The sequence below is a fragment of the Deinococcus sp. genome (genome assembly GCF_018260405.1).
In the GTDB taxonomy this organism is placed as follows: domain Bacteria; phylum Deinococcota; class Deinococci; order Deinococcales; family Deinococcaceae; genus Deinococcus.
This window is the reverse complement of the sequence record NZ_JAGLBG010000027.1, coordinates 1-12,704: the sequence shown is the minus strand read 5'-3', so window position 1 is coordinate 12,704 and position 12,704 is coordinate 1. Positions and strand designations below refer to the sequence as shown.

At 62.3% G+C, this 12,704-nt stretch carries 14 protein-coding genes; 9 read left to right on the top strand and 5 right to left on the bottom strand.

Translation table 11 applies throughout. The annotated features are described in order from the left end of the window. Positions 1-34: 34 nt before the first annotated feature. The 4 genes from QZ269_RS05250 to QZ269_RS05235 all read left to right on the top strand — a co-directional run bounded on the left by QZ269_RS05250 (position 35) and on the right by QZ269_RS05235 (position 4,031). Positions 35-904, top strand: a complete 870-nt coding sequence (locus QZ269_RS05250) for a tetratricopeptide repeat protein (protein WP_291425025.1) — start codon at positions 35-37, stop codon at positions 902-904. After that, positions 904-2,469 carry an NAD(P)H-hydrate dehydratase gene (locus tag QZ269_RS05245; RefSeq protein WP_291425023.1) on the top strand — a complete coding sequence of 522 codons (1,566 nt, stop codon included), beginning with the start codon at positions 904-906 and terminating at the stop codon, positions 2,467-2,469. Before QZ269_RS05250 ends, QZ269_RS05245 begins: the two co-directional genes overlap by 1 nt. Positions 2,470-2,736: 267 nt before the next feature. Continuing rightward, the gene (locus QZ269_RS05240) at positions 2,737-3,438 is read left to right on the top strand and encodes a DUF4388 domain-containing protein (RefSeq protein ID WP_291425021.1); all 702 of its coding nucleotides are present in this window, start codon (positions 2,737-2,739) and stop codon (positions 3,436-3,438) included. Positions 3,439-3,713: 275 nt separating this feature from the next. Beyond that, complete coding sequence (locus QZ269_RS05235) at positions 3,714-4,031, top strand: YciI family protein (protein ID WP_291425019.1); 318 nt, start codon at positions 3,714-3,716, stop codon at positions 4,029-4,031. Between the two features lie 332 nt (positions 4,032-4,363). Here the strand turns inward: QZ269_RS05235 and QZ269_RS05230 are convergent, their stop codons facing one another. The 4 genes from QZ269_RS05230 to glgB form a co-directional block, all read right to left on the bottom strand. Next, a complete protein-coding gene (locus tag QZ269_RS05230; RefSeq protein WP_291425017.1) occupies positions 4,364-4,669 on the bottom strand; it encodes a putative quinol monooxygenase in 306 nt (101 codons plus the stop codon). Continuing rightward, positions 4,666-5,490 (bottom strand): type 1 glutamine amidotransferase domain-containing protein, encoded by an 825-nt coding sequence (locus tag QZ269_RS05225; RefSeq protein WP_291425015.1) that lies wholly within the window; start codon positions 5,488-5,490, stop codon positions 4,666-4,668. The genes QZ269_RS05230 and QZ269_RS05225 overlap by 4 nt, the downstream gene beginning before the upstream one ends. 105 nt (positions 5,491-5,595) lie before the next feature. Continuing rightward, entirely contained in the window at positions 5,596-5,847 is a 252-nt protein-coding gene (locus QZ269_RS05220; protein ID WP_291425013.1) for a hypothetical protein, read from the bottom strand. A gap of 65 nt (positions 5,848-5,912) precedes the next feature. Continuing rightward, positions 5,913-7,808 (bottom strand): 1,4-alpha-glucan branching protein GlgB, encoded by a 1,896-nt coding sequence (glgB, locus tag QZ269_RS05215; protein ID WP_291425011.1) that lies wholly within the window; start codon positions 7,806-7,808, stop codon positions 5,913-5,915. 290 nt (positions 7,809-8,098) lie between these two features. On the opposite strand from glgB, the gene QZ269_RS05210 reads away from it, so the two are divergent. After that, entirely contained in the window at positions 8,099-9,004 is a 906-nt protein-coding gene (locus QZ269_RS05210) for a hypothetical protein (protein WP_291425009.1), read from the top strand. Positions 9,005-9,252: 248 nt separating this feature from the next. Here the strand turns inward: QZ269_RS05210 and QZ269_RS05205 are convergent, their stop codons facing one another. Beyond that, positions 9,253-9,516 carry an acylphosphatase gene (locus QZ269_RS05205; protein WP_291425007.1) on the bottom strand — a complete coding sequence of 88 codons (264 nt, stop codon included), beginning with the start codon at positions 9,514-9,516 and terminating at the stop codon, positions 9,253-9,255. Positions 9,517-9,549: 33 nt separating this feature from the next. Here QZ269_RS05205 and QZ269_RS05200 point away from each other — a divergent pair, with 33 nt between their 5' ends. The 4 genes from QZ269_RS05200 to QZ269_RS05185 form a co-directional block, all read left to right on the top strand. After that, positions 9,550-9,702 (top strand): hypothetical protein, encoded by a 153-nt coding sequence (locus QZ269_RS05200; protein WP_291425005.1) that lies wholly within the window; start codon positions 9,550-9,552, stop codon positions 9,700-9,702. A 190-nt stretch (positions 9,703-9,892) separates the two neighbouring features. After that, complete coding sequence (locus QZ269_RS05195) at positions 9,893-10,948, top strand: type III polyketide synthase (RefSeq protein ID WP_291425003.1); 1,056 nt, start codon at positions 9,893-9,895, stop codon at positions 10,946-10,948. A gap of 170 nt (positions 10,949-11,118) precedes the next feature. Beyond that, positions 11,119-11,796: a response regulator transcription factor gene (locus QZ269_RS05190; protein WP_291425001.1), complete on the top strand. Its 678-nt coding sequence runs from the start codon at positions 11,119-11,121 to the stop codon at positions 11,794-11,796. Between the two features lie 78 nt (positions 11,797-11,874). Next, positions 11,875-12,704 (top strand): GAF domain-containing protein (locus tag QZ269_RS05185; RefSeq protein ID WP_291424999.1); only part of this gene is annotated, 830 nt, incomplete at its 3' end.

The window sequence follows — 12,704 nt, the reverse complement described above, 5'->3', positions numbered from 1 at the left end:
AACGGCTCTCAGGGCGCGTCAGTATACTGCTCACATGACCGATTCTGTGGCTGAGGCGCAGCCCGCCGTGAGTTCGCCTGACACGACTTCGCCGGGGGACTTACTGGGAACGCTACCCGATTGGTCTACTTTTGCCCGGCAGCACGACTGGCGACGGGCACAGGCCGCAGCCTCGCTCGCCCACCTTGATCCCGCGCTGGTCGGGGCGGTCAGTTCGGTCAGCACGGTGCAGGAAGAGGTCCGGGGCCGCCGTTACGCTGCGGCGCGGCGGGCATTGACCTCCTATACCGGGCACCTGAGCGACCTGGACGCACACTCGGCAGGCGACGCGGCCCTGCTGCGCTCGCTGGCGGCCCCCGAACAGTTGCGTGAGGGCCTGGAGGCCCTGGAAGCCGCCAGCGACGAACCGGAGGCGCAGGCTTTGGCCGAACGCCTCGGGGCCGCCCAGCACGCGCTGATACGCGCTGAAGCGCTGAACCTTCAGGGCGTGCTAGAGGCGCTGCAAGGCCATCGGCAACCAGCCCGCGACCACTTTGAAAGGGCCGTCGAACACGACCCCGTCCACTACCGCGCCCGCATGAACCTGGGCAATCTGGCCCTGGAAAACGGCGACCCCGCGCAGGCCGAGGCCCAGTTCCGCGAGGTGCTGAAACTGGCCCCCGACTACGAGGGCGTGCACCACAACCTGGGGGTGGCGTTGCGGCGACAGGGCAAACTGCACCAGTCGGTCAGCTCAATTCGCAAGGCCCAGCGCCTCAGCGTGCGCCGAAGTCAGGAAGAAGCCCGTGAAGAGGTGCGCGAACAGTTGCGAACCGACCCCAGAATCCGCCGGACACGCAATATCGTTCTGGGCGTGCTGGCCGGTATTTTTGTCCTGATTTATCTGCTGGGGCGCGGGCACTGATGGCCGGGACACTGGGCACCGAACCCCTGAGCACCGAGCCATTACGGGCCGGAGCACAGGCAGAAGCCGTGCTGACACCGCAAGGAATCAGGGCACTGGACGTGCGGCTGGAACGCGCCAAACTGCTTGACCCGGCGATGGAGGAAGCGGGCCGGGCCGCCGCCGACGCTGTGCAGCGCCACTTTCCGCAGGGGCCAGTGCTGCTGCTGGCCGGAAGCGGGGCCAACGGGGGCGACGCGCTGGTGGCGGCCCGGCATCTGCTGGCCCTGGGGCGCACGGCGCAGGTGCTGGCCCAGCCTGCCGGACACCCGCTGAACAGACTTAACCGCCAGCGGCTGCGGGCGGTGGGGCTGGCTCCTCTTGCACTGAATCCGGCCAACCTGCGGCGCGAACTGCGAACCGCACAGGTGGTGGTCGACGGCCTGTTGGGCACCGGGTTTACGCCGCCGCTGCGCCCGGCACTGGCCGAGGTGGTGAGATTACTCAACGCCGCCCAGCAACCGGTCGTAGCGCTTGATCTACCGACGGGTTTAGCCGCCCAGAGCGCCGCACTATCCGTTGAGGGGCCACTTGAGGTGCCGGGCGAGGTCATCACGGCGCAGCTCACAGTCACGTTCAGCGGCCTGAAAACGGCCCTGCTGTTCGGCCCCGCCGCCCACCACGCCGGACAGGTTGAGCTGGCCGCGCTGCGCCTGCCCCCAGGCTGGGCCGCAGCCGAGGCGCTCGCCACCCGTCCGGCGCTGGCCGATATTGCCGCGCTGCTGCCTGGGCGCTTCGCCGACGTCCACAAAGGAACCGCCGGGCACGTCTGGGTCATTGGCGGGCATCCCAGCACCGCAGGCGCGGCGGCACTGGCCGGGCTGGCCGCGCTGCGGGCCGGGTCGGGGCTGGTCTCGGTCCATTCGCAAACAGAAGTGCCCCTCATCACTCCCGAACTGATGATCCGCCAGCACCCCGACCTGCTGACCGCCCTGGGCGAAGTGTCCGAGCAGCAACGCCCGGACGCGCTGTGCGTCGGCATGGGCCTGGGACCGGATGCCGAACGGGTCGCGCGGGAAATCCTGGCCTGGCAGCGCCCCACGGTGCTTGACGCCGACGCCCTGCAACCCGGACTGGCGGGCGCGGGTCACGCCGCTTGCATCTGGACCCCGCACCCCGGCGAGGCGGCCCGGCTGCTGGAAACCACCACGGCGAACATCACGCGCGACCCCATCAGCGCGGCCAGGGCGTTGCAGCGGCGCTTCGGGGGCGTGGTGGTGCTCAAGGGCGCCCCGAGCACCATTGCTACGCCGGAACACAACTGGGTCAGCCGGGGCGGACATCCGGGCATGGCGACAGCGGGCATGGGAGACACCCTCAGCGGTCTGCTGGCCTCGCTGCTGGGGCAGGGCCTCGGCGCCTCAGCAGCCGCGCTTGCGGGCGTGACCTTGCATGCCCAGGCCGGTGAAATCGCGGGGGCAACCCACGGCTATGGCCTGATCGCCAGTGATGTCAGCCACGCCCTGGGCAAAGCCTGGCAAAACCTGCGGCCTGCACGTTCTGGATGGAATACGGATTCCGATTGAACCGGGCCATGTTGGATTCAATTCGGGTAGAGGCGAGGCGGTACAGGCGGTGCCCTCTTGGTCAGGGCGGCACCCAGGATGGGGCCTGACCGCTCCCCGATTGCGGGCGGAATTGAGCGCTGACGATTAACACTTACTCGCTCTACTCGGCCTAAAAAGCCACAAACAATGTGGGCTTTCTAGCCCAACTGCTGACGAGCACCCCTGGCCCTACCCGATGAAGGCGTTTGGTTCTGACCACGCAGATGAAATAGACTGCTGGTATTCATGCAGGGACTTCTCTCAGACCTTCCCCTTCTCGGTGTGCTGGAGCTGATTCATACTTCACGTCAGACTGGTGTACTGGAAGTCGAGGGAGAGGTGCCGTATACGGTGGCGTTCCGGCAGGGTGAGATCGTTGCTGGCGGCATTCTCGACTGGCTGGGGACCGAGGCTTTGCAGTGCTGCCCGATTCTGTCCAGCCGGGGACACTTTGAATTTGTGCCCAGGGAAGTTGCCGGAACGCCGCTTGGCCCCTACGAACACTTTATAACCGAGTGGGCACGGGTCGGCGACGAGTGGGAAGAGGCGTGCGCGTATATCGTTAGCCCCAGCCGCCTGTTTACCGGCAAGGTGCCGCTGTTCAATGAACTCGGAGGCCGCAGCATTCGCGCCGCCGCCCGCATGTCCAACCGCCCGCTGCTGGAAGTCGCGCAGTTCGTATCCCAAGTCGTCCGCAGCCGGGAGCTGCAACCGCTCAACCGCTACGCCTGGTTTAGCCTACTGCTACAACCCGACCCGCACCTGGCCGAACAGCACCCGGTCGGCGCACTGATCGACGGACAGCTGAACCTGGGCGAGATCGTGTCGGCAGGCCACGACATAGATGAAGTGCGCGATTACCTGCTGCTGGCGCTGGGTCAGGGGCTGCGGTTTCAGGGCAGCGGCTGGGTTCTGCGCGATCTGGTCTGGGAAAAACGCTTCACCTGAGGGCCGACCAACGGAAAGGTTCCAGACGTGATTAAGCCCAGGTTGTCCGGTACTGAAGGTGGGGTGTTATGCCAAATGCTCTGATTCAGCTGGCTATTAGATACAACCAAGTTTGCCTAAAGACCAACCGAGCGGACTCGTAGAGCTGCGCCGCAGAGCGAGTATGGGAAAAGGTGCGGCCAAGTGTGAGTGCCAAGTGTGAGTATAGGGATAGCCTGGTGTTTGGGTTATCCCTACACGGTAACTTGGTTGTACTTAGCGATAATGCAGGTGTTATGACACACACTCTGACCCTCTGGATCATCGAAAGCACCTACCTGAAGTCCGGCGACGAGCTGGCTGCCGTAACACCGCTGCACCGCGCCTGGCTTGACCAGCACTACATCAGTGGCGTCTTTCTGACTTCCGGGCGTAAGGCAGACGGCAGCGGCGGCGTGATCGTGGCGCAGGCTGGGAGTGAGCAGCAACTCCGGGATATTTTCAGGGACGACCCTTTCGTGAAGCAGGGCTGCTCGGAGTACAGGTACACGGCTTTTACACCTGTGAAGCGTGGCAGGATGCTTGACCTGGAAGGCGTGCCACTGGTCGAATGAGTGTGCGAAGGCAACTACTCAGCGCGTTGGGGGGATCAGAGAGTAAATCGCAGCAGGGTTATAGTCGGCGTACTGGCCGTGTGATGTTTTGGACATATTTTTAGCCTGGATTTCTATGCAAACTTACATAGACTGACACAGAGGCAGTTTTTTGCCGTTTTCATCGTGCTGGGTCGTTACCTGCTGATTACCGCGAAACCCGTATTTTTCCTCTTGGCCTCCGCTAGCATTGAGTCCAAAACGGCCCGGTTCAATCCGCAGTTCGTAACAGGCGGAACAGGCAGCGGGCAGACATGTAGAGTGACCACGTCTGCCCGCTGAGCCTCAGGGCTTTAACCTACAACGTCAATTTCTTCCAGAACGCTGACTTCCGGCGCACGGCTCAGCAGGTCGGGGGCCGCAGCGCGGTAGGCCTGGTAGTGCGCGGTGGCGCGGTGGGCTTCTACGGCAGCCTCGTCGCGGTAGCGCTCGCTGATGTGAAAACGGATGCCTGCTGGACTGTCCTCACGGCTGAGGTCATAACGCAGGTTGCCGGGTTCCTGGCGCGAACCCTGCACCACCTTACGGAGTTCAGCCTCGGTCTGCGCCACCTTGTCGGCGTGCGGCGTCAGAATGGCATGAACGCTAAGCGGACTCATGCTTGGCTCCGGGTCTCGGCACCCTGGCGGCCCAGCATTTCCAGCAGTTGCTCGACAAAGTCGCTGTCACTGAAAGGGTTTTGCCCGGTCAGCAGCTCACGGTCCCTGACCACGAAGGACTTCATCGGTGTGCCATTCTCAATTTTTAACCCAGCCTGCGTCAGGGCGTCGGCGGGATAATAGAGTTCCTTGGCCTCGAAGGTCTTTTCCGTCATGGTTTCCTCGGCGTTGGAGTATACGGTGGCGCGGTAGCCGTCATAGACAAAGGCGCGGGCCGCTGGTTTTTCACCAGCCTCAACAGCTTTCTGGTAACCCTGGGCATCGGCCTGAGCCGCCAGCAGCGCAGTCGGCGCGTGGCAGATCAGCGCGGTGGGTTTGGCCGTGGCATGGCACTCGGCAAGCAGCTGGCCCAGTCCGGGGTCACTCATCAGATCGATCATCGGCGCGTGGCCGCCCGGCAAGAACAGGGCGTCATACCCGGCCATTCCAGCTTTGGCCGCGTCCTGGGTGGTCTGGATGCGGGCAGTGGTCAGAAAGTGGTTCACGAACTCCTTGATCTGCTCGTGCTCGGCCTTGTCCTTGAAAAACATTTCATGGTCACTGCTGGCGTCCAGCGCGGGAATGTTGCCCCGAGGCGTTGCCAAAACCAGTTCGTAGCCCGCGTCCACGAGGCGCTTGGCAGGCACGCCGAATTCGTTCAGAAAATAGCCCGTCGGATGCATCTTGCCGCCCTGAAGGGGCAACAGCCTCTCACTCGACATGACGACCAGAATGCGGCCAGCAGGCCTGGAATTGGGTGAAGTCGAAGTGGGTGAAGTCATGGCCCAAACCTAATGGCCCCGGCCACAGGAAAAGTGGCGCAGGGACACAATATAAGCCGAGTCATTAGAAACACTAAGTGCAGATGCGGAGGTTAAGCCCCAGCCTCAGCCCGGCGGCTGGTTGCTGGCGGTATAGAAAATCAGCCCGATCAGCAGGAAATCGAGCGCCCAGCTGGCCGGACGCTTGAGCTTTTCATCGCGCTGCGCCCGGAGAATCTGCACGCCGAGGCGCAGCAGCAACAGCCCACCGACCAGATAAGGATTGGGCGCGTGGCCCCCGGCAAGCAGCGGCCACAGCAAAAGCAGCGCCAGCACAGCCAGCAGCGCGAAACTAAGCATGGTCAGGAGGTCGGGCATGCCTCCCGGTGGCGGCAGCCCGGATTCGGGTTCAGTCGCGGGGCCAGCTCTCTTTCCGGGGCCAGTCATCTTTCTTCGCTAACCACCACTTCCTGCACCGCTTCGAACACCAAGACGCTGTTGGGCGGCAGGTTCAGTTTGAGGTGATGGGTCTGGCCGTGGCAACCTTCTTCAGCAGCGAACAGCGGGGGCTGCTGCGTGCCAAAGCCACCGTACTGGCCGTCGTCGGTGTTCAGCAACACGCGGTATTCGCCGCCCTGGGGCACACCGATGGGGTAGTCCCGGCGGTACACCGGGGTCATGTTCGCCACGATCAGGCTCCAGCTGTTGGTGCGGTAGTCGCGGCGCACATAGGCATACACGCTGCTCTCGCTATCGTCGGCGCTGATCCAGAGAAGGCCGTCCTCACGATTGTCGCCCACGTGCCAGTCGGAGCGCGACCGGTACAGCGCGTTCAGGTCGCGCACGAGGTTGAACACTCCCCGGTGGTCGGGGTTGTCGAGCATGTACCAGGGCAGGCCCTCGTTTTCGTTCCACTCGTTGCCCTGCGCGAATTCCTGGCCCATGAACAGCAGTTTCTTGCCGGGAGTCGTCCACATCAGGGCCAGGAACGCGCGGTAGGTGGCCCGCTGCTGATACCAGTCGCCAGGCGTCTTGGACACCAGCGAATGCTTGCCATGCACCACCTCGTCGTGGCTGAGGGCCAGCACGTAGTTCTCGGTGGTGCGGTACACGTTGTAGAAGGTGACCTTGTGATGCTCGTACTTGCGGTAGATCGGGTCGGCCTTGAAGTAGGCCAGCATGTCGTTCATCCAGCCCATGGCCCACTTGTAGTCGAAGCCCAGACCAAAAGGCGTCGGCGTGGTAACGCCCGGAAACGCAGTGCTCTCCTCCGCCACGATGGTGCAGCCGGGGACCATGTGGTGAACGACCTCGTTCAGGCGCTTGATAAAGGCGATGGCTTCGAGGTTCTCGCGCCCGCCGTGAATGTTGGGCACCCAGTCGGTGCGTGAAAAGTCGAGGTACAGCATCGAAGCCACCGCGTCCACGCGCAGGCCGTCCACATGAAAATCCTGAAGCCACTTGAGGGCTGAGCCGATCAGAAACATTATGACCTCGTTGCGGCCATAGTCAAAGATGTAGGTGTTCCAGTCGTAATGAAAGCCCTTGCGCGGGTCGGCGTACTCGTACAGCGCCGTGCCGTCGAAGCGGGCCAGCGCAAATTCGTCGGTGGGAAAGTGCCCTGGTACCCAGTCCAGAATGATGCCGATGCCCAGCGAGTGCAGGTGATCGACCAGGTACTTGAAGTCCTCGGGGCTGCCCATGCGGCTGGTCGGCGCGTAATAGCCCGTAACCTGATAGCCCCACGAGCCGTCGAAGGGGTGTTCCATAACGCCCATCAGCTCGACGTGGGTGTACCCCAGTTCGGTCACGTACTCGCCCAGCTGGTGGGCAAAATCGCGGTAGTTGAGGAACCAGCCGTCATCGCGTTTGCGCCAGCTAGGGGCATGACACTCATAGACGCTCACGGGCTGCTCGAAGCCCTGCGAACGCGCCTGCATCCAGTGGTCGTCCGTCCAGGCATAATCTTGTTCCCACACGATGCTGGAAGTTGCCGGGCGGGTCTCGAAAAAGCTGCCGTAGGGGTCGCTCTTGTCGACTGTGCGGCCATCCGCGCCCGACACGCGGTACTTGTAACGCTGCCCATGGTGCGCGGCGGGCACGAAAGCCCCCCAGAAGCCGAACTCGAGGCGCTGCATCGGGTGCTCAAAGCCGTTCCAACCGTTGAAATCGCCCACCACACTGACATGCTGGGCGTTCGGTGCCCAAACCGCGAAACGCACCCCGGAAACACCGTTCTCGGTGGTGGGATGTGCGCCCAGCAGCTGATCGGGGCGCACGAGGTCAGCGGACGCCAGTTTTTGAAGGTGGTCGTGATCCAGTGGGAGAAGAAAGGACATGGCGGAAGTCTAGCGGCCCTGCTGCCCCGGTAACCGGGGAGTGTGCAAACCTAACCTTCAGGCCGCCTAGGGAATGGGCACAACAGTGGAGACCAAGCGGTCTGCTTTAGAGCCGTTCTCCGAATGATGGGCATGTCGGAAAAACACCGCCGCCCCCTGCACTCTACGTCCTGCTCTTTCTTTTTCACTCGTTCCACTCGGGGCAATGATGCAAACATCACCCGCCAGCTACCTAGAGGTGCAATATAATATAATCTCTACCCGGCGAGTACTTATTATATATTATTTTAATGAACAGATTTTTATTTACCCTATCCATGATGTGCGCCAGTCTAGCCTCTGCCGCACCAAGTGACGTTATCTATGGCAAGGATGGCTGGCTTTTCTTTGTTGAAGATAAGCACGATACTATAGGAAGAGATACTGTTAAAGACATTGTGCAGGCCGTCAAGCTGGTTGAAAAGACGGGAACAAAAATTATTGTACTCGTAGCACCAGAAAAGTCGCGCATCTACGCAGATAAATTACCAAGAGCAACAGAATTATTTTCTAGGCGATATAGCAAATTTATTAACCAATTACAGAGCAGTGGTGTAGATGCTCCGGATTTCGCAACTCCTCTTATCAAGGCCAGGAAAGCTTCACCTAGTGTCAACTTATATCATCTGCAAGACACCCATTGGACACCAGATGGCACATTGATTATTGTAGATGAGATTAAAAAAGACATTTTGAGACGTCAAATTGATCTCTCTGATTTGCCTACAGTCGAATACAGCCGAACATCAGTTCAAGAGACCAATCTAGGAGATTTAGGAATTCGCGCACAGAATCCAGAACTTAAGCCAGCCCCCTATAGAAAGTATGTTTATGAATTAAAAGTCCCAGCAACAGACAGCCTGCTGGATGACACACACAAAATTGGGATAGCCCTGGTGGGAACAAGTTATTCCCAATCCTTTACGACCTTGCCGGAAGCACTCCAGGCCAGCCTGCATCACGAGGTTATCTCTGTAGGAATTGGTGGCGGTGGTATTTGGCAACCACTCTCTACATACCTTAACAGCGATTCCTATAAACTCAATCCACCCAAACTTCTGATCTGGGAGTTTCCCGGTAATCATATCTGGGTAGATCATCTTGACGGCTGGTTTGACAAAGAAATTGTTCCGGCAGTAAAGCGGCTGAAAAAGTGACGATTTATTGCAACACTCCCTCAACTTGATCGGCGATCAACTATTGATGAGGCGGTTAGTTAGTGCTGTCCTTTGGGGGCAATGGAGGCCCGAGAGCACTGAGGTCGTGCAGTTGCTAGCGATACTGCGCCTCTTATCATTCAGATTCCACCCGACACCGATTGAGCTGGTCATAGGTTGGCTCCTACACGCCCTGCTCGGCGAAAGCGGGGATTCGGGGCGGCCCGACCCCTACTTTTGCAAGTGGTCTAATAGATATGAAAGCCGGTGATGCCCGTCGCCTCGCTGTACTGGGTCTGCACATCGGTTACACGGGCGTGGGGCGGGCCGCGCCGCAGCCAGTGCAGCAGCCGGTCAAGGTCGGCCTGCTGTCCTTCGGCCACGACCTCGACCCGCCCATCGAGAAGGTTCTCGGCGTAGCCAACCAGATCGAGGTCGCGGGCATACCGCTGAACCCACAGGCGGTAGCCCACGCCCTGCACGGTTCCGGAAACAAGGGCAGTCAGACGCATGGATTACATGGTAACGGCTCGGTACAGGAGAGGGTGGGCAGGCACAGGGCCGCGCTGCCCGCCGTGAAGGACTGGCATCCACTGCACCTCAGCGATGACATTTTGCCCGAGTTGCAGCGCCGGGGCATCAGCCAGGAGCAAATTGAACAGATGACGGTGAACAACCCGGCGCGGGTCTTCGGGTAAGAGCGTGTTTTTAAGGGTTCGGTGGGCTTTTAGCCTCTCCCCTTGTGGGACTTGCAGAGGGGCTTGCAGTGGGGGCCACAAGGTCACTGCCTAGTGTCACCCGGCGCCCACCGCCAAAGGCTAAGGCTGCCTGAAGGTCAAATCAGGCGGGCAGCACAGTTCGCCGGGTTCAGGCGTCCACAATTGAACGGTGAATCCTGTACTCCGCTCCGTAGTGACGGGCACGCCCCCGTACTCGGCGTCTCAAACTGCCGTCAGTGAGGCGGCGACCCGGCTTTTTCCGCGCCTAGCGGCCCGGCGGCAACTGCTGGACGTATTCACCAACGCCCAGATCGAGCGCCGCGCCCTCTCGCGCCCGCTTGAGTGGTACACCGCGCCCCATAGCTTCGGCGAAAAGAACGCGGTGTTTGTAGAAGAAGCCCGCGCCCTGACGCTGCGGCTGGCCCGCGAAGCGATAGAGGCGGCGCAGCTGAGGCCGTCCGAGATCAACGCCGTGATCGTGGTCAACACCACCGGTATCAGCGCCCCGAGTCTGGACGCCTACCTGATCGAGACGCTGGGCCTTAACCGCCACGCCGCCCGGCTGCCGCTGTGGGGCCTGGGCTGCGCGGGGGGTGTAGGGGGCCTGGCCCGCGCCGCCGATCTGGTGCGGGCCGGTTACCGGCGGGTGCTGTACGTGGCCGTGGAACTGTGCAGCCTGACGCTGGTCGCGGGCGACGAGAGCAAGAGCAACTTCGTGGGCGCTGCCCTTTTTGCCGACGGCGGCGCGGCCCTGGTGGTCACGGCCCCCGACGTGCCCGGCCCGGCTCCCCTACTGGAACTCTGCGGCGCGTACAGCACCCTGATCGAGGACAGTGAAGACATCATGGGTTGGGACGTGGTCGACGACGGCCTGAAGGTGCGCTTTTCGCGTGACATTCCCACGCTGGTGCGCTCAATGATGCGCGCAAACGTGGCCGAGGCGCTGGCAAAGTATGGCTGGGACGCGGGCGACCTGGGGGAATATGTGGTGCATCCCGGCGGGGTCAAGGTGCTGGCGGCCTACGAGGAAAGTCTGAACCTGCCTGCTGGAACGCTGGACACCAGCCGTCAGGTTCTGCGCGAGTACGGGAACATGAGCAGCGCAACGGTGCTGTTCGTGCTACAGGAGACACTGAAACGGGAGCCGGAACCGGGGAAGGTTCTGCTCAGTGCAATGGGGCCAGGGTTTAGTGCAGAGCATCTGCTAGGGCGGTTTCCAGGGTAATGGGTAACACAGCCTGCCATCTGTTTGGTTGACCACCCGCCCAGTGGCTGGCGCAAGCGTATCCGGAGACACCCGGAGAGTTGCCCAGCAGAGGGGTTAACGGTAGCAAGCCGTCCAGACGGCCACCACACCAACCCTAACGCTTTCCCCCGGCCCGCTATCTTGTCTCCATGCTCGATGCCGATACCGCACTGCCCCAGACCATTTCCCTGCTGCTGGTAGACGACCATCCGGTGGTTCGCAAGGGTACCCGCGAACTGCTCGAAGGCGAGAGCGACCTGAAGGTGGTTGGCGAGGCAGGTAGCGGCGAGGAAGCCATTGCTCAGGCGCGGGCGCTGCGGCCCCAAGTCATTCTGATGGATGTGTCGATGCCCGGCATGAACGGAATCGAGGCGACCAGGGCCATCAAGGCCGAGCAACCTGGCGTGGGCGTGCTGGTGCTGACCAGCTACGACGACGACGCCTACGTGTTCGCGCTGCTGGAAGCCGGGGCAGCGGGCTACCTGCTGAAAAACGCCAGCGAGGACGATCTGCTGGGCGCGGTGCGGGCGGTGGCGGGGGGCGAGAGTGCGCTGCACCCCAGCATTGCCCGCAAGGTCCTCGAACGCTTCAGCGTGGGCAGCCAGCCCTCGCCGCCCGAGGACGAGCTGAGCAACCGCGAATTGGAAGTGCTGCGAGTGGCCGCCACCGGGCACACCAACAAGGAAATCGCCCGTGACCTCGACATCAGCCCACGTACCGTGCAGGTTCACCTCGCCAACATCTTCTCGAAGCTGGGCGTGGGCAGCCGCACCGAAGCGGTACTCCACGGCATCAAGCGCGGCTGGATTGACCCCAAAACCCTGTAAGCAAGACGGGCTGAGTCGTGAACGGTGCGCGGCCCACCTACCCTCACCCCTTCCCACTTCCTTGTCACCACTTCCCTGATGCTCTTCTCCCCCACCCTGACCAGCGCCAGCACCGTGCAGCAGTTCGGCGCGGCCCTGGTCAAGCTGGCGTGCGAACAAAGCGGGGCGCACGGCGTCCAGTTCTGGCTGGCGGGTGACGGGCCACTGACGGTCACTGCCCAAGAAGGCCGGGGCCTGGGCCTCAGCGACGGGGCATTGGCGCTGCGGGCGCTGGCGGGCGGCTCGGCGGTGTCAGAGGGGATGCTCAGCGCCGTGCCGATCGGCGGCGCGGTGCTGGAGTTCGTGGGGGCCTCGCCGGAAGCCGTGCAACAGGTCTGCGAACTGGCCCCGCTGCTGGGTCTGGCGCTCGAAGGCGTGCAGGCGCGGGAAGCCCGCCGGGGGTCGGGCCGCATCGCCCAGACGGTCGAGGCGCTGGTGCGGCGGCTGGGCGGCAGCCTCGATCTGGCCGAGGTGCTGACCAAAACGGCCGAGAGCGCGGCCATGAGCCTGGGCTTCGGGCGGGCTTTTGTCGCACTGTTCAGTGAATTTGGCGAGTCGGAACTGGGCGCGGGGCAGGCCAGAACGGGCGAGGTCTTTACCCACGGCTTCGACGAGAACTTTACGGGCGGCATCGGCGTGGGGCCGGTCAGTTTCGAGAAACTGGTGCGCCGGGGCGAGGCGATCCGTTTCGAGCGGGCACGCGACGCGGGTTCGGCGCTGTCGCAGGGCTTGGCCGAACTGAACCCGGAAGCCGCCGTGATCGCGCCGCTGAGTGCGCGTGGGCGGGCGCTGGGGCTGCTGTACGTGGACAGCCTGAATCCGGGGGCCACCACCACCGACGACGATGCCCGGCTGGTGCTGGCGCTGGC